Origin of the sequence: Pseudomonas putida, from assembly GCF_028682395.1 — a bacterium.
Taxonomy (GTDB): domain Bacteria; phylum Pseudomonadota; class Gammaproteobacteria; order Pseudomonadales; family Pseudomonadaceae; genus Aquipseudomonas; species Aquipseudomonas putida_AB.
Map to the genome: position 1 here is coordinate 197,622 of NZ_JANHLC010000006.1, position 24,472 is coordinate 222,093.

The 24,472-nt window shown below is 63.2% G+C and carries 19 protein-coding genes; 12 read left to right on the top strand and 7 right to left on the bottom strand.

The window, feature by feature from the left end:
- Nucleotides 1-17 precede the first annotated feature (17 nt).
- Nucleotides 18-2,363 carry an acylase gene (locus NPS46_RS16245; RefSeq protein ID WP_274108831.1) on the bottom strand — a complete coding sequence of 782 codons (2,346 nt, stop codon included), beginning with the start codon at nt 2,361-2,363 and terminating at the stop codon, nt 18-20.
- 220 nt (nt 2,364-2,583) lie between these two features.
- On the opposite strand from NPS46_RS16245, the gene NPS46_RS16250 reads away from it, so the two are divergent.
- Nucleotides 2,584-2,961: a fe2+ zn2+ uptake regulation protein gene (locus tag NPS46_RS16250; protein WP_274108833.1), complete on the top strand. Its 378-nt coding sequence runs from the start codon at nt 2,584-2,586 to the stop codon at nt 2,959-2,961.
- A 35-nt stretch (nt 2,962-2,996) separates the two neighbouring features.
- On the opposite strand, the gene NPS46_RS16255 is transcribed toward NPS46_RS16250, so the two are convergent.
- Complete coding sequence (locus NPS46_RS16255; RefSeq protein WP_274108836.1) at nt 2,997-3,185, bottom strand: hypothetical protein; 189 nt, start codon at nt 3,183-3,185, stop codon at nt 2,997-2,999.
- 170 nt (nt 3,186-3,355) lie between these two features.
- On the opposite strand from NPS46_RS16255, the gene NPS46_RS16260 reads away from it, so the two are divergent.
- Nucleotides 3,356-3,502, top strand: a complete 147-nt coding sequence (locus tag NPS46_RS16260) for a hypothetical protein (protein WP_274108838.1) — start codon at nt 3,356-3,358, stop codon at nt 3,500-3,502.
- A gap of 20 nt (nt 3,503-3,522) precedes the next feature.
- Here NPS46_RS16260 and NPS46_RS16265 read toward each other — a convergent pair whose 3' ends face one another.
- Nucleotides 3,523-4,440, bottom strand: coding sequence for a LysR family transcriptional regulator (locus tag NPS46_RS16265; protein WP_274108840.1), 918 nt, complete (start codon nt 4,438-4,440; stop codon nt 3,523-3,525).
- Between the two features lie 108 nt (nt 4,441-4,548).
- Here NPS46_RS16265 and NPS46_RS16270 point away from each other — a divergent pair, with 108 nt between their 5' ends.
- The gene (locus tag NPS46_RS16270; RefSeq protein ID WP_274108842.1) at nt 4,549-5,544 is read left to right on the top strand and encodes an aldo/keto reductase; all 996 of its coding nucleotides are present in this window, start codon (nt 4,549-4,551) and stop codon (nt 5,542-5,544) included.
- A gap of 93 nt (nt 5,545-5,637) precedes the next feature.
- Here NPS46_RS16270 and NPS46_RS16275 read toward each other — a convergent pair whose 3' ends face one another.
- From NPS46_RS16275 to NPS46_RS16285, 3 genes are all read right to left on the bottom strand, one after another.
- On the bottom strand, nt 5,638-9,309 hold the full coding sequence (locus NPS46_RS16275; protein ID WP_274108844.1) for a translocation/assembly module TamB domain-containing protein: 3,672 nt from the start codon (nt 9,307-9,309) through the stop codon (nt 5,638-5,640).
- Nucleotides 9,306-11,033 (bottom strand): autotransporter assembly complex protein TamA, encoded by a 1,728-nt coding sequence (locus tag NPS46_RS16280; RefSeq protein ID WP_274108846.1) that lies wholly within the window; start codon nt 11,031-11,033, stop codon nt 9,306-9,308. Before NPS46_RS16280 ends, NPS46_RS16275 begins: the two co-directional genes overlap by 4 nt.
- A gap of 62 nt (nt 11,034-11,095) precedes the next feature.
- Nucleotides 11,096-11,749 (bottom strand): GNAT family N-acetyltransferase, encoded by a 654-nt coding sequence (locus NPS46_RS16285; protein ID WP_274108848.1) that lies wholly within the window; start codon nt 11,747-11,749, stop codon nt 11,096-11,098.
- Between the two features lie 175 nt (nt 11,750-11,924).
- On the opposite strand from NPS46_RS16285, the gene xthA reads away from it, so the two are divergent.
- Together xthA and NPS46_RS16295 are read left to right on the top strand one after the other, a co-directional pair.
- A complete protein-coding gene (gene xthA, locus NPS46_RS16290; RefSeq protein WP_274108850.1) occupies nt 11,925-12,737 on the top strand; it encodes an exodeoxyribonuclease III in 813 nt (270 codons plus the stop codon).
- Between the two features lie 96 nt (nt 12,738-12,833).
- Nucleotides 12,834-14,168 (top strand): phosphate ABC transporter substrate-binding/OmpA family protein, encoded by a 1,335-nt coding sequence (locus NPS46_RS16295; protein WP_274108852.1) that lies wholly within the window; start codon nt 12,834-12,836, stop codon nt 14,166-14,168.
- Nucleotides 14,169-14,234: 66 nt separating this feature from the next.
- Here NPS46_RS16295 and NPS46_RS16300 read toward each other — a convergent pair whose 3' ends face one another.
- Entirely contained in the window at nt 14,235-15,464 is a 1,230-nt protein-coding gene (locus NPS46_RS16300) for an acyl-CoA dehydrogenase (RefSeq protein ID WP_274108854.1), read from the bottom strand.
- Nucleotides 15,465-15,617: 153 nt separating this feature from the next.
- Between NPS46_RS16300 and NPS46_RS16305 the strand changes: the two genes are divergently transcribed.
- The 7 genes from NPS46_RS16305 (at nt 15,618) to NPS46_RS16335 (ending at nt 24,426) form a co-directional block, all read left to right on the top strand.
- Nucleotides 15,618-16,550, top strand: a complete 933-nt coding sequence (locus tag NPS46_RS16305) for a LysR family transcriptional regulator (RefSeq protein ID WP_274108856.1) — start codon at nt 15,618-15,620, stop codon at nt 16,548-16,550.
- Between the two features lie 105 nt (nt 16,551-16,655).
- Complete coding sequence (locus NPS46_RS16310) at nt 16,656-17,054, top strand: MerR family transcriptional regulator (RefSeq protein WP_274108858.1); 399 nt, start codon at nt 16,656-16,658, stop codon at nt 17,052-17,054.
- A gap of 51 nt (nt 17,055-17,105) precedes the next feature.
- Complete coding sequence (locus NPS46_RS16315; protein WP_274108860.1) at nt 17,106-18,005, top strand: hydroxymethylglutaryl-CoA lyase; 900 nt, start codon at nt 17,106-17,108, stop codon at nt 18,003-18,005.
- Between the two features lie 767 nt (nt 18,006-18,772).
- A complete protein-coding gene (locus NPS46_RS16320) occupies nt 18,773-19,936 on the top strand; it encodes an isovaleryl-CoA dehydrogenase (protein WP_274108862.1) in 1,164 nt (387 codons plus the stop codon).
- Between the two features lie 82 nt (nt 19,937-20,018).
- Nucleotides 20,019-21,623 carry a carboxyl transferase domain-containing protein gene (locus NPS46_RS16325; RefSeq protein WP_274108864.1) on the top strand — a complete coding sequence of 535 codons (1,605 nt, stop codon included), beginning with the start codon at nt 20,019-20,021 and terminating at the stop codon, nt 21,621-21,623.
- A gap of 38 nt (nt 21,624-21,661) precedes the next feature.
- Nucleotides 21,662-22,477, top strand: a complete 816-nt coding sequence (locus NPS46_RS16330) for a gamma-carboxygeranoyl-CoA hydratase (protein ID WP_274108867.1) — start codon at nt 21,662-21,664, stop codon at nt 22,475-22,477.
- Nucleotides 22,477-24,426: an acetyl/propionyl/methylcrotonyl-CoA carboxylase subunit alpha gene (locus NPS46_RS16335; RefSeq protein ID WP_274108869.1), complete on the top strand. Its 1,950-nt coding sequence runs from the start codon at nt 22,477-22,479 to the stop codon at nt 24,424-24,426. The genes NPS46_RS16330 and NPS46_RS16335 overlap by 1 nt, the downstream gene beginning before the upstream one ends.
- Nucleotides 24,427-24,472 lie beyond the last annotated feature (46 nt).

Here is a 24,472-nt window from a genome sequence, read left to right on the forward strand (position 1 = left end):
TACCTGACAAAACCCCTTTAATGTGAAGCCGTGCTCGCGTGCTGCCCGTCGCGCTCGGCGATCCGTTGCAGGCGGTAGGCCGGATCGGCCTCGATCTGCGCGCGGGTGAAGGGCATGGTATGCCACTGTTTATCCGAGAACGCTTGTGTCTGGTCGCGGAAATGCGGGGACGACGGATCGCTGGACAGCGAAAACGCCAATACCCCCAGGGCCTTCGGCCCCGACTCTTCGAAACTGACCACCTGCAGGTAGCTGGTGCCGCTCACCACTTCCCGCTTGCCGCCGGTGCCCGCCACGCTCTGCATGGCGTTGTACACGCCCAGCGCCTGCGGCCCGCCATGAATCGGCACAGCCTGGCCGCCCGCGCTGACCTGCTGCAAATCACCCCAGCGGGTATCGGCCGGCAGGCCGCTCTCGGCCAGTGCCTGGGTGACCGTGACCAGTGCCCCACGCAATGCTTCAGCCACGGGTGGACGCTCGATAGCCAGGCCATTTGGCGTATGCCGAGGGGCACGAGGATCGAACGCCACACGCCAGTGACCATCGAGCGGCTGGAGGGCTTCGACCAGCTTCTGGAAGTACACAAAGCCCAACCCGCTGTGCAGATTGGCGCCACGGTCCCAGCGCTTCAGCTGGCTGCAGGCCGGCTCCACGGCGGTAGCGGCGCTGCCTTGCTGTGCCGCGCAGAACTGCAGGACATCCGCCAGCAACAGGTCGGCCAGGTACACCTGGTCGTCCATGACCATCTGCTGCAAGTCACTGACCCCCACCGCTCCCGGGCGATCCAGCCGGCCCAGGCGGTCGAGGGCAAACCGCGCGCGCAGCCCCAGCGGCTGGCCGTCCTGGCTGATCAGCGGCGAGAAGCCCGTCAGCGGGGCTGCCGGATTCGCCAGCCAGGCCGAGTCATTGGAGTGCTGGACAAAGTCGCCACGTTGCAACTGAGGCAGCCGCTCGGCGGCGAAAATACCTTTCTGCGCTGCCTTTGGATCGCTGCCCCAGGCACAGGCGCTTCGCGAACCGTCCAGCACGATCAGTTGCAAGCCGGCCCGAGGATCGCTGCACTGCGCCATCTGGGCCGCGTCAACATGGGGCACCACCGACTGGTTCATGTACAGCGCCTGGCCACGATCATCCACCGCCAGCGTGTTGACCCAGGGAATCCCCTGCAGGCGATGCACCGACGCCTGCAATTCTTCCAGGCTGGCGGCCTGGTTCATCGCATACCACTGCTGCAGAACCCGATCATTGTCCAGGTTGGCGTCGCGCAGACTGTAGGCAAACTGTGGGCTCCAATCGAGCCGGCCGGGCCATTGCACCACGGGGCCAAACGGCGAGCTATAGACCACGCGCTCGACCCGGGCCAGGGAGCCATCAGGCTGCAGGCTCTCGACCACCACGGTCTGGCGGGTCAGCGGGCGGGAGCGGCCATCGAGCAGATAACGGGTCGGATCCTTCGGATCGAGTGTCAGCCGGTACAGGGTGAAGTGCTTGGAGCTGTCGACCGTATGGGTCCAGGCCAGGTGCTGGCTGAAACCGATATTGATCAGCGGCAGGCCGGGCAACGAGGCGCCCATGACATCGAGCTTGCCGGGAATGCTCAGGTGCATCTGATAGAAACGCAGGCCACCGTCCCAAGGGAAATGCGGATTGGCCAGGAGCAGGCCACGCCCATTGAATGAACGCTCGCCGCCGACCGCCACGGCATTGCTGCCACGATCCAGGGCAAACCGCTGCTGGCGCTCGGCGGCCAGTTGGAAATCCGCCGGCGCCGACACACGCTGCGCCGTCGCCTGGGGTGGCGTCGCACCCGCCAGGGCTTCGACAAACTGCCCCGCGCCGCCTTCCGCCAGCAACCGGCGGGTGAGCTTGACCAGATCGTCAGTGGTGATCGGCCGCACCCACGCCGCCTGGCACTCAACCGGCAAGCCGGCGCTGCCGCGCTCGGCCAACTGACGGTTGTAGCCGGCCACATAGCCATCCATCAGTTGGCGAACCTCGTCCGGCTGCGCGCGCCAGAACGCCGCAACGGCTTTCGAGCCGTTGAGCCACTGAAAGAACACATCGCTGGCCAGGTTCGGGCGCTGCTCCAGTGTTCGCTGCTCGGCGCCGAAATATTTCGCTCGCTCGCCATTGACCGTAACGATTTCATTGGCCAGCAGGCAGAGATTGTCCTGGGCATAGGCGTACCCGATCCCGTAGCCAAGACCTCGCTCGTTCTGTGCGCTGATATGGGGAACACCGAAGGTGGTGCGCCGGATTTCGGCTTCGGTATCGGTGGGCGATACGCGGGCCTGGGCGGCCAGGATCAGTCCGAAGAACAGCCCGGCGAGGCCAATACGGGGTAACAACCTGGAATAAGTCACGCGGGCTCCTGAGCAAAAACGCACAGCCGGAAGTTGGCTACCCCCGTTAAGACGAAGCCCCGACAAAAAATTTAAGCCTCAGGCCCAGCAAAATCGCTCTCAAACCCGCTACTGACAAAATTTACACACCGACGGCTTCATGATTTTGCGCTCTCGTTCGTCTTATCTAATGAGAGCAATCATTGACTTCCTGTTTCACGCTCTGAAAAGGAGTTTTTGCATGTACGACCAGCAAGCGCCAATGGAAGGCCGCAACCTCTCCCGCGAGACGTCATTCAGCGCAGGCGAGCCGTTTCTCGATAAACACAGCGAACGCAGGAGCAACGAGCGCATCCGTTGCCTGCTCAAGCACTTCGGCCTGCGCACCAGCCTGATCCGGCTGAAAGTGATCGATGCGCTACTGACCGCCGCCGCCGACAATCGCAAGCTCGGCGTGCGCGGCGTACACAGCCACCTGGTCGAGCTGGACATTCCCTTGTCCTTTCTCAGCGTGCGCGAAGTGCTCAAGCGGCTCAGCAGCGAAGGCGTCATCACCCTCAATGCCGATAAAAGCTATGGGCTGAATCAGCAGGCCACCGCTGTTCTGAAGCAGCTCTAAGCGGCAAGAACAGAGTGGGGGCTTGGAGGTGAAGCCTAGGGCTTCACCTTGCGCCGCATAACGCCGTTGATCACCACCACCAGCACCGCAACGCCAATGGCGATGTACTGGAAGGTTTTCTCGCTGATCGTCCCGGCATTCTGCAGGTAGGACAAACCAAGCATGATGCCCAGTACCGCCAGGGCAATCAGGAGCGAGTATTTCAAGCGTTGGGATTGAGTCATTGCGGGCTCTTGGAATAGAAGTAGAAAAGGATGGCGCAGTGTATCGGCTTTGTATCGAGATACATGCCAACAACCTACAAAGCCGGACGAATAAGACGACACATGCACAGTCTCATATTACAGCCCGATCAGCGTTTTCGCTGCCAGGCGTTAACCATGAGGATTGATCCATGTTACGTCGAATCACCCGGCTGATTCCCCTGTTGTTGGTCCTGGCCCTAAGCGGTTGCATCGTCTTCCCGCGCGGCGGTGGCTGGCATGATCACGGCCCGCGTTACTACAACGCGGGTCCTGGCCCGGGCTACTACCATCGCTGATCCGCCCACTCCCCCACCTCTCAGGCCGGACGCTGCAAACCGCTGTCCGGCCGCGCGCACAACGTCACCAACCAATCGACAAACACCCGCACGCGCTGCGACAACTGCCGATGGGGCGGATACAGCGCCGTCAATGGCAGCCCGGGCGGCGGGCAATCGCGCAACACTTCACATAAGTGCCCTTCGCACAAATGAGCCCGCGCATGGTAGTACGGCACCTGCACCAGGCCGTACCCTGCCGTACACGCGGCCAGGTACCCCGCCGCGCTGTTGACCGAAATCCGTCGAGGCAGGTCCACCGGCCAAATCCTGTCACCCCGTTCAAACTCCAGGCCGTAGCGTTTACCGCTGGTGGTGGAGAAGTACTCGACCATGCGATGCCCTTCCAGCGCCTCGATGGTCAGAGGGGTACCGTGCGCCTGCAGATACCCGGGGCTGGCACACGTCAGTTGGTCCATCAGGGCCAGGGGCCGGGCTACCAGCGAGTCATCCAGCGGCAGGCCGGCACGCAGCACACAATCGACGCCCTCGCGGATCAGATCGACCGGCCGATCGTTCAAACCGATCTCCAGCTCGATATGCGGGTAACGCTCGGTAAACTGCGCCAGGGCCGGGATCACGATGAGCTGGCCGATGCCTGATGGCATATCGACCCGCAGGGTGCCGCGCGGATTCTGCCGCGTACTGGAAAACTGCGTCTCAACCTCCTCCAGATCCGCCAGCAGACCCACACAGCGCTGGTAGTAAGCCGCGCCATCGAGGGTCGGCGAGACTTGCCGGGTGGTCCGCTGCAACAGCTGCACGCCCAGGTGCGCCTCCAGCTGTTTGATCACGATGGTCACTGATGCCCGCGGCAATTGCAGGCTGTCGGCTGCCTTGGCGAAACCGCCGAGCTCGACGATGCGGGTAAAAACGCGCATGGCGTGGAATCGGTCCATTGGCAGCCCCATTATTTAGAATTTACAAACAGTGTTAGCGGTTCTAGCCGGTTTATCCAGGGTTTGTCGAGGACAACAATAGGCTCTCTCACTCAGGAGCTGCCCACAATGTACACACGTCAACTGGGAACACAGGGGCCGCAGGTCTCGGCCATCGGCCTTGGCTGCATGGGCATGACTGACTTCTACACCACCGGCAGCGATACCCGCGAAGCCACTGCGACCCTGCATCGCGCCCTCGAACTGGGGATCAACTTCTTCGATACGGCCGACATCTATGGTCCCCACACCAACGAAGCCCTGTTGGGCCAGGCCTTGCGCGGCAAGCGCGAGCAGGTCTTTCTGGCCAGCAAGTTCGGCATCCTGCGCGACCCGGCGCACCCCGAACGGCGTGGGGTCAACGGCCGCCCCGAGTATGTCCAGGCGGCCCTCGAAGGCACGCTGCAACGCCTGGGGATCGAGACGCTGGACCTTTATTACCAGCATCGCGTCGACCCGGATGTGGCCATCGAAGAGACCGTCGGCGCCATGGCCGACCTGGTCAAGGCCGGCAAGGTGCGCTACTTGGGGCTCAGCGAGGCATCGGCGGCGACCCTGGAGCGGGCCCACCGGATCCACCCCATCAGCGCCCTGCAAAGTGAATACTCGCTGTGGAGTCGCGACCCGCAAGAGAACGGCTGCCTGGCCGCCTGCCAGCACCTGGGCGTCGCCTTTGTGCCTTATAGCCCACTGGGACGGGGGTTTCTGACCGGTGCCCTGCAAAGCCCGGATGACTTTGCCGCCGATGACTATCGCCGCTTCAGCCCGCGGTTCCAGGGCGAGAATTTCAAACGCAACCTGCGCCTGGTGACGCAGGTCCAGCAGCTGGCGGCGGACAAAGGCGTGAGCGCCGGCCAGTTGGCCCTGGCCTGGGTACTGGCCCAAGGCGACTATCTGATCCCGATTCCCGGGACCAAACAGCGCAAATACCTGGAAGAGAATGTCGCGGCGCTGGAGATCCGCCTGCTGCCTGCGGAGTTGCAGGCACTGGAGGCGATCTTTAGCGAGAATGCCGCTGCAGGCCTGCGTTATCCCGAGGCCGTGATGGGCCAGTTGAATCGATAGCCGCCAGGCTGCGTTCGCCATCCAGGCCGCTCAATCGGCCTGGATAAACGCGTTACGGCGCTGGGCGCAACAACCGCGACAAGGCTGCCGGTATCAAAAATCACGCTTGTAGAAGATATCCAGCGAACTGGCGATACCACTCGCCGCCTCCAGATACACCTTTTTGCTCAACATATAACGCAAGGCAATGGTGTTCGCCGGTTCGAAAACCCCGACCCCATAACGCAGGCTCAGCCGCTCGGTAATCTTGCCGCTGGCGACCACCGCCGTGTTGTTGCCACTGCCTTCGGTATCCAGTTCGAAATCCTGGATGCCGAGGTTTTTCGCCAAATCGCCGGTAATCGACGAACTCCCCATCAAACCCAGCCCCAATGCCGCCTGGGCCAGCATATTGTTGTCTTCGCCCGTGGTACTCAGCGGACGTCCCAGGACCAGATAGGAAAGCGCCTGCTCCTGGCTCATGGCCGGCTCGGAAAACACCTGGGTGGTCGGCTGTTCGGCGTTGCCGCTCAGGCGAATCCCGGCAATCACATCGCCGGTCTGGCGAATCGCTTCGATATCCAGGTAAGGCTGGTCAATCGGCCCGGCAAACAGCAACCGCGCACGGCGAATGGTCAGGCGCTGGCCGTAGGCCCGATAGCGTCCGTCATTGAGGCGCAGCTCGCCGCGGGTATCCAGGTTGTCGCCAATATGCACCTGCCCCTGCAAGGTGGCCGTGAGGCCGAAGCCAGTGAAACTGAGTTTTTCCTGGCCGACCTCGACATCAATATCCATGGCCATCGCCAGCGGTGCATTGGCCTGCGTGGTCTGCTGGCCGACGATGATGGTGTCATCCGACACTTTGACGGTCGAGGGCGGCAGCTCGCGCACAACAATCGCGCCCTTGGGCACCAGCACCTTGCCGGAAATCGCCAGGTGCTCATCATGCAGGCTCAACTTCAAATCCGGCGCCACTTCCAACTGGGCATAGGGTTCGACACTGATCGGCAGGCGCGTACCGCGCAGGCTCAGGTCCACTGCCAGCCCTTTGGCCCAGGCGACCTGCCCGCTCAAATGCCCCTGGCCCGCTTCGCCACTGTTCCAACTGCCAGTGATCTGCAGGTTTTCCCCGGCAATCAGCGCCTGTACCTGGAGATCACGTAGATGGGTCGGCAGCTCGGCACCGGCAATCTCGCCGCCGCTCAACACCAGGCTGCCGTTGACCTGGGGCATCAGCAATCCACCAGAGATACGCCCGCTTCCGTTGAGCCGGCCATTGAGTTTTTCCACCATGGGCACAAAGGGTCGCGCCACGGCCAGGTCGAGGCCGCTGAGGCGAAACTCGCCACTCAGAGGCTTATTGCGTGCCACGGGGTTAAGCTGGGTCTTGACGCTCAACTCACCCAGTTGCCCACCCCGAAAGGTCAGCTCGCTATCGATGCGACGCGGATTGAGGAGGCTGTCAAAACGCAAGGTGTCGTAAGGGAAGTCCAACCACTGATTCTTCTCCCGCACCCGCAGCGTACCGCCGCTGGCATCGACCATGATCCGGCCTTTCGGACCGCTGGCCGGCAAGTCGAGTTGCAGGTCGGCGCTCAGTCGGCCCTGCCAGCCGAAGTCCTTGGGCAACCATTGCGCGAGGCTTTCGATGGGGAACTGTTTGAGGTGAAAACGCAGGCGCGGGTCCGGCATCAGCCGCTGGTCTTCGCCGCACAGGCTGGCATCGCCGGAACGCCAGCAATGCGCCCCAAAGTTCAGCCGGCCATCGGCGAGGCGCTCGAGCTTGGCCGGGCCTTGCAACAACCAGTCCTGGCCACCGGCCTGGATTTCGCCACTGGCCAGGCGACCGCGCCAGTTGCCGCGATCCAACGCGCCATCCAGGCCCAGATCCAGTTTCAACTGCGGCCCCTGCAAAGCCACTTGCAACTGCTGGCGCTTGATATCGCCCTGGCCGCTGGCGGTCAGCGTCCCCAGTGCTGTTTCGCCGGCCTGAATGCCGCTGCCCTTGAACGTCAGTCGGCCCCGTTGCCCATTGTCGAGGCTGGCATCCAGGGCGAGGCTTTGCAGGCGATTGTCGGCAAACGCCAGTTGCTGGCCTTGCAGGGTAAGTGAGCCCTGGGGCGCCTTGGGTGTACCGGCCAGGGCCAGTCGCCCGTTCAGTTGTCCACGCAACTCGGGCCAGAGCTGGCCCAGGCGCGGCAAATTGAGATCAACCTGCCCAGCCAGGCGCTGCTGCAGGCTCGCGCTGCCGGTGATACGGTTGTCGCCCAACTGGATGTGCAGGGTCGAAAGGCTCCATTGCTCCCCCGCACCTTGGGCCTTGGCCTGGAAAACCGCCGGCTGGCCGCGCAGCCGGCCCTTGAGGTCCAGGTCGGCATTGAGGCTCAGGCGCTGATCCTTGATTTCGCCCTGGCTACGCAACGGCCCGGCGAGCGTGCCCGGCAGTTCCGCCACCCAGTAGGCCGGATTCAGCGCGCTGAACTGCAGCGCGGTGTCCCAGGCAATGCCATCGGCAAAGCGCAGCTTCAGATGACCGTCAGCCTTGCCCTGCCCCGCCACCAGTTGCAGCTGGGGCAAGAAGATCTGCTGCATATCACCGCTGAAGGGGCTGCCCAGGCTAAAGGCGCCTGCCGGTCCATCGAGGGCCGCCTGGAAGTTGCCCAGGTAGTTGCCGTCGCGGTACTGCACCTCGGCGGTAAAGGTCTTGAGCGTGACCGCCGGCTCATCGATTTCGGCGTACAGCCGATGCCAGGGGAAGTCACGCCAGGCGACCTTGGCCTCGGCCGTGAGACCTTGTTGCCAATCCACCTGGCCACTGAGCTTGAGGTGCTGCTGCGTACCGGCCGTCAGGTCCAGGCCGGCGAGCTGCGCGCCCTTGGCATCGACCCGCCCCTGCAGGCGCAACGCCACCGGCCCCTGTTCGGCGGGCAGGCTGGCCTGGCCCTGCAGGGCATAGCCATGTTGCAGATCGCCGGCACCGCTCAGCTCAAGTTGATTGAGCAATAGGGTATCGGGCAAGTCGGCACTGGCCCTGAAGCCATCGGCGCTGATCCGTATCTGGGCCGGCAGGTTCTCGGCCAGCGGCTGCAACTGCGCATTCAGTTGCCCGGCCAGGTAACCCCGGCTGTCGGCCTTGAGGTTGAGGGTCTTGAGCAGGTTACCCTGGATCGTCAGCGCCAGATCCCAGGGTTGCCCATCCGGGGCCGGCAGCTTCAGGCTGCCGCTGGCGCTCAACGGCCAGTCCCCCGCGGGCTGGAGCAAGCCGCTCAGGTCCAGGGCAAGCCCCTCGCGCTGCAGTTGCAGGGCCTCGATACGCAGCCCTTCATCCGTCCAGGCTGCGGCCAACTGCAGGTCCTTGAGCTGTTCACCGCCATCGAGCCGCAGACTGCCGAGGCGCACGTCGCCCAGGCGGATCGTCAATGGCAGGTGCAGGTCCGGCAAGGTCATGGGGCCACTGCTGGACGTATCCTGGGCAGGCGCCAGTTGCAGGTCGATCTGCTCCACCACCAGCCGGTCAATGCACAGCGTCAGGCGCGCCAGACACAGCGGTGACCAGTCGAACCGCACCTGATCCAGCTCGACCCGGTCGCCACCCTGCTCCCAGAGCACCCGGTCGGCCTGCCATTGCCCGGCCAAGCGGCCCTGATAAGCCTCGACCTGTAAACCCGGGACCTGGCCCAGCAGCCAGCGGCCGCCGGCTTGGGTACCCAGCAGCAATCCAATCGCCACGACCAGCAGGAGCAGCGGCGCCAACACGGCCACCAGAATCTTCACACCACGCGTCACAGCTCCGGCCCCATGGAAAAGTGCAAACGAATACCGCCGTCATCATTCAGCGCCCGCGCCAGGTCCAGCCGCAGCGGACCGACCGGCGAGACCCAGCGCACGCCGATCCCGACCCCGGTCTTGAGGCTCGGCAGTTCGAGGGAGTTGAACGAGTTACCCTGGTCGACAAAGGTCGCCACCCGCCATTTCTCGGCCACCGAATACTGGTACTCGGCACTCGCCGCCACCATGTAGCGCCCACCGACCCGGTCGCCGTCGGCGTTTTCCGGAGACAGGCTTTGATAATCGTAACCGCGCACGCTCTGATCGCCACCGGCAAAGAAGCGCAGGGACGGTGGCACCGATTTGTAGCCGTTGGTCGCGCTGCCCCCCAACTGCACCCGCCCGAGAAAACGATGACGATCCCACAGGGTCGTCAAGCCCTTGAGTAGCACCGTGCCATGCAGCAGGTTGGTATCGGCGAGCAGGCCTTCCTTGGCCACCTGGGCATCGAACTGCAGCCGGTAGCCATTGTGCGGGTCAATACGGTTGTCGCTACGCAGGTAGGAATAGCTAACCCCGGGCATCAACAAGGTGCTGAGCCCCGAGTCGTCGCCAAGCCGGTACTCTTCGTGCTGCCATTTCAGCGAAATCACCCGCTGCCAGCCACTGGCCAACTTGCTGTGCCATTCGGGGCCGACGGTGAGCAGCTTGCTCAGGGTGTCGGTATTGGACAGCTCTTCATACTGATAACCGCCGGCAAAGCGCAGCTTGTCGGTCAGCGGCGGATCAAGTGGCACGTCATACCAGAGGCCGATGTTCTGCCGCGGTGCCGACAGTTCCGACTCGAAACCGTAGCTATGCCCCTGCGGGTTGGCCCAGTGCCGGGTCCAGTTGGCCTTGCCGCGCGGCCCGACGTCGGTCGAGAAGCCCAGGCCCAGGCCCATGGTCCGGGGCTTGCGGGTCTGCAGCTGGACATCGACCGGAATCACCTGGGCCACCGCATTGGCTGGCGTAGTGTCGACACGCACCCCCTCGAAATAGCCACTGCCTTGCAGTGCCTGGTTCAATTCGGCGATCAATTCGGAGTCGTAGGGGGTGTCGGCCTTGAACGGCACCATGCGCTGCAGCAACTCTTCATCAAAGGGCGTATCGCCAGCAAAGTGCACCTGGCCCAGGCGGTAACGCGGGCCGCTTTCATAGACCAGATCGATATCGGCCACACCGGCCAGGGGGTCGACCTTCAAGGTCTGCTGGGTAAAGTGCCCGCTGAAAAAACCGTAGCGCGACGCCTGGTTCTGGATCAGTCGCTTGGCATCTTCATAGTGGCCGTGATTGAGCACCGCGCCGGGCTGCAACGCATCGCTACGGGGCACGCGAAAAGACTTGAGTTCAGCCGCCGGGCCTTCGATCCGCACGGTGACATTGCGCAAATGCACCGGCTCACCCGGGTCGACCGTCAGGACCAGGCGCGGCACCTTGACGGTCTTGACCTCGCTCGTCACTCGCGCCTGGTAGTAGCCCAAGGCCTGGGCGGCCTTGCGCGCCTGCTCCTCGGCGCCGCGACTGAAACGCAGCAGAGCCTCTTCGTCACGATCACCAAGGCTGCCGATATAGCCCTCGATATTGGCCTTGAGCTCGGCATTGGCCGGCTTGATCTTGACCTGCAACTCGCTCTCGGCAAGCGCGGCGCAGCTGCAGAGCAGCACCAGCAATGCGCTGGCTAATTTTCCTGGAAACGTCATAGGCGCGGATGCTACCACGAGCGAGGGACCGTCATAGAGCGCACCACGGCGCAAAAAGTTCGCTAGTGATTACCGGCTTTATCCACGACCTGCGGGTTGGGATGGAAAAACACGTGCTCGCGGATCGGCCCCACCGCCACCTCGCCGATATCCTGATAGCCCTGACGCGTGTAGAACTCCAGGTAACGCGGGTTGCCGGTATCCAGGACCACGCCCTCGGAGTGCGGGTCCTCGGCGCACCAGTTATGTACCGCCTGCAACAACTGCTCACCCAGGTGCCGACCCTGGAATTGCGGGTGAATGCCCAGCAATGGCAAGACATGCACCGCGTCCGTAGGCAGGCAGGCCAGCACCGCCTGGTGGTATTCCAGATATCGCCGGGTACACCGCAGGCCCGTACTGAGCAGCATCCGCAGGCGCCAGGCCCAGCTCTCGGTGATCCCCAGGCGCCGCTGCGGCGGCGCGATCAGGGCGATACCAACCAGCCGATCATCGATAAACAGGCCAATGGCAGGCAGGTCCTGCAAGAAGTGCTGCTTGACCAGTTCCCGTACCGTGGCGCGCACGCGCTGGTCGTAACCAGGGCGCTCGGACTCGAACAGGTAGGCAAAGGTCGGCTCGTGCCGATAGGCGTGGTACAGCATGGAGCGGGCTTCACGCGAGTAGCCGCTGTCGAGCAGGCGGACTTCTGCGAGGGCGGTCGAAGTATCTGGCATCAGGCTGGTTCTCCCCCTGGACACCGCTGCACGGGCGGTGTTTCTCGTTCTCGTCGCCAACCGTGTGGCGACCGGATGACTCTCTAGGACGTTAGCAGCGCATTTGCTCTGCCGCCATGCTGGCCGTGTCCGGGCTTGTCGGCTAGCATCGCTGGTTTTATCAGGACTGGCGCCCATGAAGATCGTTTCGTTCAATATCAACGGGCTGCGCGCCCGCCCCCATCAACTGGCGGCGCTGATCGAGAAACACCAGCCGGACGTGATCGGCCTGCAGGAAACCAAGGTCAGCGACGAACAGTTCCCCCACGCCGAGATCGAAGCCCTGGGCTATCACGTGCATTTTCACGGGCAGAAAGGTCATTACGGTGTTGCTCTGCTGTCTCGCCAGGCGCCCCTGGCCCTGCACAAAAGCTTCGCCAGCGACGAGGAAGACGCACAGCGCCGCTTTATCTGGGGCACTTATGCCGACAGCCATGGCAACCCGATCACCATCATGAACGGCTACTTCCCCCAGGGCGAAAGCCGCGACCACCCCACCAAATTCCCGGCCAAGCAGCGTTTCTACAACGACCTGCAGACCCTGCTCGAAAGCCGGTTCAGCAACGACCAGCCCCTGATCGTCATGGGCGATGTGAATATTTCGCCTCAGGACAAGGACATCGGCATCGGCCCGGACAATGCCAAGCGCTGGCTCAAGAGCGGCAAGTGCAGCTTCCTGCCTGAAGAGCGTGAATGGATGGAGCGCCTCAAGAACTGGGGGCTGGTCGACAGCTTCCGGCACCTGAACCCCGAGGTCGATGATCGCTTCAGCTGGTTCGACTACCGCAGCCGTGGCTTCGAGGACGAGCCCAAGCGCGGCCTGCGGATCGACCTGATCATGACGTCCAACGGCCTGGTGCCGCGGATCAAGGACGCCGGCGTTGACTACGAACTACGCGCCATGGAAAAACCCTCCGACCACGCTCCGATCTGGCTCGAACTGAGCTGACACCACCAGCGCCCCTACCCAGGGGCGCCCGTCATCTGCCTGTCATCATTTCGACTCATTCTTGCCGCACTTTCCCTTATTGAAGGTGCCGGCCCGATGCTGCGCGCTGTCTTCCTGCTGCTCCTCTGCCCCCTGGCGCCCCCTGCCTTCGCGGCGCTGGCCGAACCGCCAGAGCACGGCCCGGCCCTGCGCATCCAGGGCTCCAACACCATTGGCGCCGAACTCGGCCCGGCCCTGGTCAAGGGCCTGCTTCACGCCCGTGGCTTGCACGATATTCACAACGAAAACACCGGCCGCGACAATGAACAGCGCATCGTCGGCACAACTGCCGACGGACGCCGCGTGGTGATGGAAGTCGCCGCCCATGGCTCGGGGACCGGTTTTACCGCACTCATGGCCGGGCAGGCCGACCTTGCTGCCGCCTCGCGGCCGATCAAGGACAGCGAGCGAGCCGAACTGCAAAGCCTGGGCGACCTGAAACACCCCGGCGCCGAGCAGATTATCGCCATCGATGGCCTGGCGATCATTGTGCATCCAGACAACCCGCTGGAGCGGCTGAACACCGAACAACTGGCCCGGGTGTTCGCCGGCGAGATCAAGACCTGGGAAGAACTCGGCGGGCTGGGCGGGCCGATCCACCTGTATGCCCGTGACGATCAGTCGGGCACCTATGACACCTTCAGGGAGCTGGTCCTGGCCGGGCGCGGCAAAGCCCTGGCCAGCCAGGCCAGGCGCTTCGAGTCCAGCGAACGGCTGTCCGATGCAGTCAGCGCCGACCCACAGGGCATTGGCTTTATCGGCCTCCCCTCTGTGCGCCGGGGCAAGGCCATGGCCATTGTCGATGGCGCTTCCGCGCCGATGCTGCCGGTCAATAGCCTGATCGCCACCGAGGACTACCCGCTCTCGCGCCGGCTGTACTTCTACCTGCCCGAAACCCGGCGCAACCCCTGGGCCGAACAACTGGTGCAATTCACCCAGAGCCCCGAAGGCCAGGCCATCGTTGCGCGCAGCGGTTTTATCGCCCAGACCGTCCACGCCATCAGCGTCCCCGCCAACCCGCAGATGCCCGAGGCCTACCGTAGCCTGGCTCGCCAGGCACAACGGCTGACCGTGAATTTTCGCTTCGAGGAAGGCAGCGCCAGCCTGGACAACAAGGCCCGCGAGGACCTGCGCCGAGTGGTCGACTATCTGCGCCAGCACAACAAGCTGGACCGGCGGGTCACGCTGGTGGGGTTTGGCGATGCCAAGAGCGATCCACAGCGAGCAGCTTTGCTGTCCAAGCTACGGGCCATGGCGTTGCGCCGGGAATTGATCAAGGGCGGCGTGGTGCTGCGCGATATCCAGGCCGTCGGGGCGCAGATGCCGGTGGCCGCAAACAACCTGGATGAAGGCCGCTTCAGAAATCGCCGGGTCGAGGTTTGGGTGTACTAGAAACATCAACGCCCGATGGCGATCAATCCTGATCGCCATCGGGCGTTGGTCACGGCCAGCGGCGAATCAATGCCCGCCGCGCAACAGCTCGCGAGGCACGTGCTTGCCGATCTCGAACTTGCCGATGGCCGCACGGTGCACCTCGTCCGGGCCATCGGCCAGGCGCAGGGTCCGTTGCATGGCATACATATAGGCCAGCGGGAAATCGTTGGAGACGCCGGCCCCCCCGTGGATCTGGATGGCGCGGTCGATCACCTTGAGGGCGACGTTCGGCGCGACCACCTTGATCTGGGCGATTTCGCTCTTGGCCACCTTATTGCCCACGGTGTCCATCATGTACGCCGCCTTCAGGGTCAGCAGGCGGGCCATGTCGATCTCCATCCGTGAGTCGGCGATCTTGTCGATATTGCCGCCCAGGCGCGCCAGCGGCTTGCCAAAGGCGGTGCGCTCAACGGCGCGCTTGCACATCAACTCCAGCGCGCGCTCGGCCATGCCGATCGAGCGCATGCAGTGGTGGATACGGCCAGGACCAAGGCGCCCCTGGGCAATCTCGAAGCCGCGCCCTTCGCCCAGCAGGACGTTTTCGTAGGGCACACGCACATTATCGAAGAGCACTTCGGCGTGGCCATGGGGGGCATCGTCATAACCGAAGACCGGCAGCGGCCGGACAATCTTCACCCCTGGGGCATCCACCGGCACCAGGATCATCGAATGCTGCTGGTGGCGCGGCGCATCGGGGTTGCTCAGGCCCATGAAGATCAGGATCTTGCAACGCGGGTCACAGGCGCCGGAGGTCCACCATTTCTTGCCGTTGATCACCCACTCATCGCCGTCACGCACCGCACGCGCCGCCATATTGGTGGCGTCGGATGAGGCCACATCCGGCTCGGTCATGGCAAACGCCGAACGGATCTCGCCGCGCAGCAAGGGCTCCAGCCATTGGCGCTTCTGCGCTTCGTTGGCGTAGCGCACCAGCACTTCCATATTGCCGGTGTCCGGCGCCGAACAGTTGAACGGCTCCGGGCCGAGCAGCGAGCGGCCCATGATTTCCGCCAGGGGCGCGTATTCCAGATTGGTCAGGCCGGCACCCAGCTCGGACTCGGGCAGAAACAGGTTCCACAGGCCTTCGGCTTTGGCCTTGGCCTTGAGCTCTTCCATGATTGCCGTGGGCTGCCAGCGATCGCCTTCGCCGACCTGACGTTCGAACACCGGTTCAGCCGGATAGACATAGGCGTCCATAAACGCGGTGACGCGCTCACGCAGTTCCTGAACCTTCGGCGAGTAAGCGAAATCCATGGGCAGATACCTTCTGGAGAGAGGTTGTTTAGGTCATGAAGTCGATGCTAGAGCAGCTACGAAAATTTACCTAACCTATTCTCGGCGTGTATTAACATTCATCACCGATATATGATCGGCCCATAGAGCCACCCATAATAAGAGCGCCGCGCAATGAATCTGAGCAAGGTTGACCTCAATCTCTTCATCGTCTTCGACGCCATCTATACCGAAGCCAACCTGACCCGCGCCGGGCAAATTGTGGGCATCACCCAGCCGGCGGTTTCCAACGCCTTGGCCCGCTTGCGCGAGACCTTCAACGACCCGTTGTTCGTGCGTACCGCCCAGGGCATGGTGCCCACGCCCATGGCGCAGAACATTATCGGCCCGGTGCGCAATGCCCTCTCGTTGCTGCGGGTCTCGGTGCAGGAAAGCCGCATCTTCAACCCGTTGCAGGCGAACAAGACCTACCGCATCAGCATGACCGACCTGACTGAAGCCGTGATCCTGCCACCGCTGTTCCAGCGCTTGCGCCGCCTGGCGCCAGCCGTGGTGATAGAAAGCTTCCTGACCAAGCGCCGCGAGACCACCAAGGAACTGGCGGCCGGGCGTATCGATTTTGCCGTCGACGCACCGCTCAATACCGACCCGCAGGTACGCCACGTCAAGCTGATGGAAGATCGTTATGTGTGCGCCATGCGCAAAGGCCACCCGCTGGCGGGCAAGGACAAGTTCAGCCTGGACGATTACCTGGGCCTGACCCATATCCATATCTCCAGCCGCCGCAACGGCCTGGGCCATGTCGACCTGGCGCTGGGCAAGATGGGCATCCAGCGCAAGATCGCCCTGCGCTCCCAACACTACCTGATGGCCTCCCAGGTCCTGCAACAGACCGATATGGTCATGACCGTGCCGGAGCGCTTTGCCCGTCGCCACGAACTGCAGTACTTCTCCCTGCCGGTCAATGATGTGCCCGCCGTGGAAACCCATCTGTACTGGCATGAAAGTACCGACCAGGACCCGGCCAACCGCTGGATGCGCGAGCAGATCATCGAGTTGTGCCAGCAGGTCGCGGCCCAGGAAAAGAAGCTCGACAAGAGCGCCTGATCCCGACATCGGTCCCTCGACGCATGCATGGAAAGCGCGGCAATCTGCTTGACGTATACGTCAAGCAGACATTAGCGTAGCGCCACGACGAATCCGAGCGTGCATATGAGCAGCCAGACCTACAGCATTTCCGACCTCGCCCGCGAGCTCGACATCACCACCCGTGCCATCCGCTTCTATGAAGAACAAGGCCTGCTCGCGCCCGAGCGCCGTGGCCTGGAACGGATCTATTCGGCACGGGACAAGGTCAGCCTGAAACTGATCCTGCGCGGCAAGCGCATCGGTTTTTCCCTGGCCGAATGCCGCGAGCTGATCGAACTCTACGACCCCACCAGCGGCAACCAGAAACAGCTCAACAGCATGCTGGCCAAAATCGCCGAACGCCGTGCCCAACTCGAACAGCAGATGCTCGATATCGAGCAGATGAAACTCGAACTCGACACCGCCGAAGAGCGCTGCACCCAGGCGCTCGAACAGACTATCCGCAATCAGACCGCGTCCTGAGCCCTGCCCCATCGGTCGCCGCAAGCGAGCCGCCCAACAAAGGTAACAACCATGTCACTGCCTACCCATGTTCGCCTGATCGAAGTCGGCCCCCGCGACGGCCTGCAGAACGAAGCCCAACCGATCAGCGTGGCCGACAAGGTCCGCCTGGTCGACGCCCTGACCGACGCCGGCCTGGGCTACATTGAAGTGGGCAGTTTCGTGTCGCCCAAGTGGGTGCCGCAAATGGCCGGGTCGGCCGACGTCTTCGCGCAGATCCAGCGCAAGCCGGGGGTCACCTACGCTGCACTCGCCCCCAATCTGCGCGGTTTCGAGGATGCCGTGGCGGCCGGGGTCAAGGAGGTCGCGGTGTTTGCCGCCGCCTCCGAAGCCTTCTCCCAGCGCAATATCAATTGCTCGATCAGTGAAAGCCTGGCGCGTTTCGCGCCCATCATGGAGGCCGCCCGCGCACAGGGCATCAGCGTGCGCGGTTACGTGTCCTGTGTACTGGGCTGTCCCTACGAGGGCGAGGTTGCGCCCGAGCAGGTGGCTCAGGTCGCCCGGGAACTCTACGCCATGGGCTGCTACGAAGTGTCCCTGGGCGACACCATTGGCACTGGCACCCCGGGCGCCACCCGCCGCCTGTTCGAAGCGGTCTCGGCCCACGTGCCACGGGACAAGCTGGCCGGGCATTTCCACGATACCTATGGCCAGGCCATGGCCAATATCTACGCCAGCCTGCTGGAAGGCATCCAGGTCTTCGACAGCTCAATCGCCGGGCTGGGCGGCTGCCCGTACGCCAAGGGCGCCAGCGGCAATGTGGCCACCGAGGACGTGCTCTACCTGCTTGAAGGACTCGGTATCAGCACCGGCATCGATATGTCGCGCCTGATCCTGGCCGGGCAGCAGATCTGCAACGTGCTGGGACGTCCAAGCGGGTCACGGGTCGCCAGGGCACGCAGCGCACAGTGAGGGAGAGAAAATGTGTCGTGGTGTTACCGCGCACGTTTTGTCCACCCTCAGACGAGTAACACGGAAACAGTTTTCCAGCATTGTGCCCGCCCCGAAAACACGCACAATTTATAACTCATTGATTTACAAGGTATTTTAAAAGTTGGCACGGCTTCTGCTATCTCTATCGCACAACAATAATAAAAAGCGGCAAACCAATAAAAATAAGACGAAACGACTCTGACATAACAAAAACAACACGGCAGAGACGCAGCTAACAGATTTTTTTGGAGAAGGTGTGCTTACAGGGAACTCTTCGGAGTCACCCGCGACCGGGCAGAGAACAATAAAACTACCTTCAGGTAGCTCCCGAACTGGTTGGATCACTTGCGGATAAGCAGATCAGCGCTCAAAAAAATACGTTTGCTCTTGACCCCGGATGGGGGTCGCACGATACGCAGTAAAGGGATCACGGTTGCCAAAAACAACAATAGACCGCCCCCTTCATAATAAAAAGAGCAGGCAACAACACAATTAAAGGGGAGCTTCGGCTCCCCTTTGTGTTTCCTCGCTCCCCCTCTTGCTCCCCCACCTCCCTGGCAGAGACGCCCCCCCCCACACCTGAACGCAACGGGATCTATAGTTGCCTCGCAGCTTGCCGTCGAACGCCACCCTTACGTTAACGTAAAGGTCATTGACAACCACCGCGACCAGCCTTTACGTTAACGTCAAGCAACGAGCCGGCCCCGCTCGCCACCTTCACAACAATAAATGGCAAAGGTATCCCCATGAGCTATCCCACCCTGAACTTCGCCCTCGGCGAGACCATCGACATGCTGCGCGACCAGGTCCAGGCGTTCGTCGCCAAGGAACTGGCCCCCAGAGCCGCGCAGATCGATGTCGACAACCTGTTCCCCGCCGATATGTGGCGCAAGTTCGGTGATATGGGCCTGCTCGGCATTACCGTGCCGGAAGAATACGGCGGCGCCGGCCTAGGCTACCTGGCCCATGTGGTGGCGATGGAAGAAATCAGCCGCGGATCGGCGTCCGTAGCCCTGTCCTACGGCGCGCACTCCAACCTGTGCGTCAATCAGATCAATCGCAACGGCAGCCACGCCCAGAAAAGCCAGTACCTGCCCAAACTGATCAGCGGCGAACATGTCGGCGCCCTGGCCATGAGCGAGCCCAATGCTGGCTCCGACGTCGTGTCGATGAAGTTGCGGGCCGACAAGCGCGGCGACCACTTTGTCCTCAACGGCAGCAAGACCTGGATCACCAACGGTCCGGATGCCAACACCTACGTGATCTATGCCAAGACCGACCTGGAAAAGGGCGCCCATGGCATCAGCGCCTTTATCGTCGAACGCGACTGGAAAGGCTTCTCGCGCAGCAACAAGTTCGACAAGCTCGGCATGCGCGGCTCCAACACCTGCGAGCTGTTTTTCGATGATGTCCAGGTCCCCGAGGAAAACCTGCTGGGCAGCCTCAACGGCGGGGTAAAAGTGCTGATGAGCGGCCTGGACTACGAGCGCGTGGTGCTCTCCGGCGGACCGACCGGCATCATGCAGGCCTGCATGGACCTGGTCGTCCCCTACATCCACGACCGTAAACAGTTCGGCCAGAGTATCGGCGAGTTCCAACTGATCCAGGGCAAGGTGGCCGACATGTACACCCAGCTCAATGCCAGCCGCGCCTACCTGTACGCCGTGGCCCAGGCCTGCGAGCGCGGCGAGACCACCCGCAAGGACGCCGCCGGCGTCATCCTCTACAGCGCCGAACGCGCCACACAGATGGCCCTCGATGCCATCCAGATCCTCGGGGGCAATGGCTACATCAACGAATTTCCAGCCGGCCGCCTGCTGCGCGACGCCAAGCTGTATGAAATCGGCGCAGGTACCAGCGAAATCCGCCGGATGCTGATCGGGCGTGAGCTGTTCAACGAAACGAAATAGACGGTAGCGGCGAGCTTCAAGCAGCAAGCAACCAGAGCATTGCGCTCGACGGCTATTTCTTTCAGTGCTTACGGAGTAAGCCATGATTCTGCATTCACAAATCAATACGCGTTCAGCGGAGTTCGCCGACAACAGTGCGGCGATGCTCGAGCAGGTCGAGGCCTTGCGCACCCTGCTGGCGACCATCAGCCAGGGCGGCGGCAGCAAGGCCCAGGAGCGGCACACTTCGCGGGGCAAACTGCTGCCGCGCGAGCGCATCAATCGGCTGCTCGATCCGGGCTCGGCCTTTCTTGAACTCAGCCAGCTGGCGGCCCATGGAGTGTATGGCGAAGACGTGCCCGCCGCCGGGGTCATTGCCGGGATCGGCCGGGTCGAAGGCGTGGAATGCATGATCGTGGCCAACGACGCCACGGTCAAAGGTGGTTCCTATTACCCGCTCACGGTTAAAAAACACCTGCGCGCCCAGACGATCGCCGAGCAGAATCGCCTGCCCTGCATTTACCTGGTGGACTCCGGGGGCGCCAACCTGCCACGCCAGGACGAAGTGTTCCCGGACCGCGAGCACTTCGGGCGGATCTTCTTCAACCAGGCCAACATGAGCGCACGCGGCATCCCGCAGATCGCCGTGGTCATGGGCTCCTGCACTGCCGGTGGTGCGTATGTGCCGGCGATGGCCGACGAAGCGATCATGGTCCGCCAGCAGGCAACCATCTTCCTCGCTGGCCCGCCCCTGGTAAAAGCCGCCACGGGCGAGGTGGTCAGCGCCGAGGACCTGGGCGGGGCCGATGTCCACTGCAAGGTCTCCGGCGTAGCCGACCATTACGCCGAAAACGATGAACACGCCCTCGCCCTTGCCCGACGCAGCGTGGCCAACCTCAACTGGCGCAAGCAGGGCCAGTTGCAGGTACGCCCCAACCTCGCCCCGCGCTACGCCACTGACGAGTTGTATGGCGTGATCCCGAGCGATGCCAAGCGCCCCTTCGATGTACGCGAAGTCATCGCGCGCCTGGTCGATGACTCGCAATTCGATGAGTTCAAGGCGTTGTTCGGCACCACCCTGGTCTGTGGCTTCGCCCATCTGCACGGTTACCCGATTGCGATTCTGGCGAACAACGGCATTTTGTTCGCCGAGGCCGCGCAAAAAGGCGCGCATTTTATCGAGCTTGCCTGCCAGCGCGACATTCCCTTGCTGTTCCTGCAAAACATCACCGGTTTCATGGTCGGCCAGAAGTACGAGGCCGGCGGCATTGCCAAGCACGGCGCCAAGCTCGTCACCGCGGTGGCCTGTGCCCGGGTGCCGAAATTCACGGTCATCATCGGCGGCAGTTTCGGCGCCGGTAACTACGGCATGTGCGGCCGGGCCTACGACCCGCGGTTCCTGTGGATGTGGCCCAACGCCCGAATCGGCGTGATGGGCGCCGAACAGGCCGCCGGGGTGCTGGTCCAGGTCAAGCGCGAGCAGAGTGAACGCACCGGCCAGCCCTTTGGCAGCGCCGAGGAAGCCGAGATCAAGCAGCCGATCCTCGACCAGTACGAGCATCAGGGGCACCCCTACTACTCCAGCGCACGCTTGTGGGACGACGGTGTGATCGATCCGGCACAGACCCGCGACGTGCTCGCCCTGGCCCTGTCCGCCGCCATGAACGCGCCCATCGAGCCGAGCCGCTTTGGCGTGTTCCGCATGTGATCGCGCGTCGCGCCCCCCTGTTACCGGAGCCCTGCCCCATGAGTGCTTTTACCACCCTTGAGTTGCAACGCGACCCCCGCGGCTTCACCACCCTGTGGCTAAGCCGCGAAGACAAGAACAACGCCTTCAATGCCCAGATGATTGGCGAACTGATTGCGGCGCTGCAGCAGCTCCAGGCCGATCCGGACCTGCGTTTTGTCCTGCTGCGTGCGCGCGGCAAGCATTTCAGTGCCGGCGCCGACCTGGCCTGGATGCAGCAATCGGCCGAACTGGACCTGCAAAGTAACCTGGACGATGCCCATCAACTGGCCGAGCTGATGTACCGCCTCGCGGAACTGCCAGTCCCGACCCTGGCCGTAGTTCAGGGCGCGGCCTTTGGCGGCGCCCTGGGCCTGATCAGTTGCTGTGACATGGCCATCGGCAGCGACGAGGCGCAGTTCTGCCTCTCGGAAGTACGTATTGGCCTGGCCCCCGCCGTGATCAGCCCCTTTGTGGTCCAGGCCATCGGCGAACGCGCCACGCGTCGCTATGCCCTGACGGCCGAACGCTTCAGCGGCGAGCGCGCCCGCGAACTCGGACTGCTGGCCGAAAGCTACCCGGGCAGCGAACTCGACACCCATGTCAGCGCATGGATCGACAACCTGTTGCTCAATAGCCCCCAGGCCTTGCGCGCCAGCAAGACACTGCTACGTGAAGTCGGCAATGGCGCCTTGACCCCCGCGTTGCGCGGTTATTGCGAACAGGCCATCGCCCGCCTTCGGGTCAGCCCCGAGGGCCAGGAAGGCCTGCGCGCCTTTCTGGAAAAACGTCCGCCCCAGTGGCAGGTTGCGTCCGACACTCAGGAGTCCCGCTGATGAGCGCCCCCGAAATCACTACCCTGATGGTCGCCAACCGCGGCGAAATCGCCTGTCGCGTCATGCGCACCGCCAAGGCCCTCGGCCTGACCACGGTCGCCGTCCACAGTGCCGTCGACCGTGACGCACGCCATTGCCGCGAGGCTGATGTTCGCGTCGACCTGGGCGGCAGCAAGGCCGCCGAGAGCTATCTGCAAATCGACAAGCTGATTGCCGCCGCCCGAACCAGTGGCGCCCAGGCGATCCATCCCGGCTACGGCTTTCTCTCGGAAAACGCCGCGTTCGCCCGCGCCATCGAAGCCGCCGGTCTGATCTTCCTCGGGCCACCTGCCAGCGCCATCGATGCCATGGGCAGCAAATCGGCGGCCAAGGCGCTGATGGAGACCGCCGGCGTGCCGCTGGTTCCCGGCTATCACGGCGACGCCCAGGATCTGGAAACCTTCCGTACCGCCGCCCAGCAGATTGGCTACCCGGTATTGCTCAAGGCCACCGCCGGCGGTGGCGGCAAGGGCATGAAAGTGGTGGAGGACGACAGTCAACTGGCCGAAGCCCTGGCCTCTGCCCAGCGCGAGGCGCAATCGTCGTTCGGCGACTCGCGCATGCTGGTGGAGAAATACCTGCTCAAGCCCCGGCATGTGGAAATCCAGGTGTTCGCCGACCAGCACGGGCACTGCCTGTACCTCAACGAACGCGACTGTTCGATTCAACGCCGCCACCAGAAAGTCGTCGAAGAGGCGCCCGCCCCCGGCCTTGGCGTCGAGCTGCGCCAAGCCATGGGCGAGGCTGCCGTACGCGCAGCCCAGGCCATTGGCTATGTGGGGGCCGGTACCGTGGAGTTTCTACTCGACGCCCGGGGCCAGTTCTTCTTTATGGAAATGAACACCCGCCTGCAAGTCGAGCACCCGGTGACCGAGGCGATCACCGGGCTGGACCTGGTGGCCTGGCAGATTCGTGTGGCGCAGGGCGAACCCCTGCCGCTCACGCAGGAACAGGTCCCCTTGCTGGGTCATGCCATGGAAGTGCGGCTATATGCCGAAGATCCGGGCAATGACTTCCTGCCCGCCACCGGTCGCCTGGAGGTCTACCGCGAGTCGGCCGCTGGCCCCGGAAGGCGCGTCGACAGCGGCGTGGCCGAAGGCGATGTCGTCTCGCCCTTCTACGACCCGATGCTGGGCAAGCTGATTGCCTGGGGCGAAAACCGCGAGCAAGCGCGCCTGCGCCTGCTCAGTATGCTCGATGAATTCGCGGTCGGCGGCGTGAAGACCAACCTGGGCTTCCTGCGCCGTATCGTCGCCCATCCGGCCTTCGCCCGGGCCGAACTCGATACCGGCTTTATCCCACGCTATCAGGAGCAACTTTTACCCGCACAGCAAGCCTTGCCGGACGACTTCTGGCAAGCCGCAGGCTGCGCGTTTATCCAGAGCCAACCAGCCCGCCAACGCCAGGATGACCCAGGCTCGCCGTGGGCCATCGGCACCGGCCTGCGCCTGGGGCTGCCCGCCGAGACCACCCTGCACCTCAACTGCGGTAGCGAGCATCGGGCCTTACGCCTGCAAGCCTCGACGTTGGCCCGCCACCACTGGCAGGACGAACGCTTGACCTGTGAAGACGCCGGCATGCGGCGCCAACACCTGGCCCTGTCTCGGCCCAACGGCCTCTATCTGCACTGGAGGGGTGAACTGCACAAGATCGAGGCCTACGACCCCATTGCGGCGGTCGACGCCAGCCACGGCCAGCAGGGTGGTCTTGGCGCACCGATGAACGGCAGCATCGTCCGGGTCCTGGTCGAAGTCGGGCAAAGCGTCGAAGCGGGCACCCAGTTGGTCGTGCTCGAAGCGATGAAGATGGAGCACAGCATCCGGGCGCCCCACGCTGGCGTGATCAAGGCACTCTACTGCCTGGAGGGTGAAATGGTGAGCGAAGGCAGTGCCCTGGTCGAGCTGGAGTAAGCCCCAAAAAAGGAGAGCCCCGGCTCTCCTTTTTTGACCTGCTCCC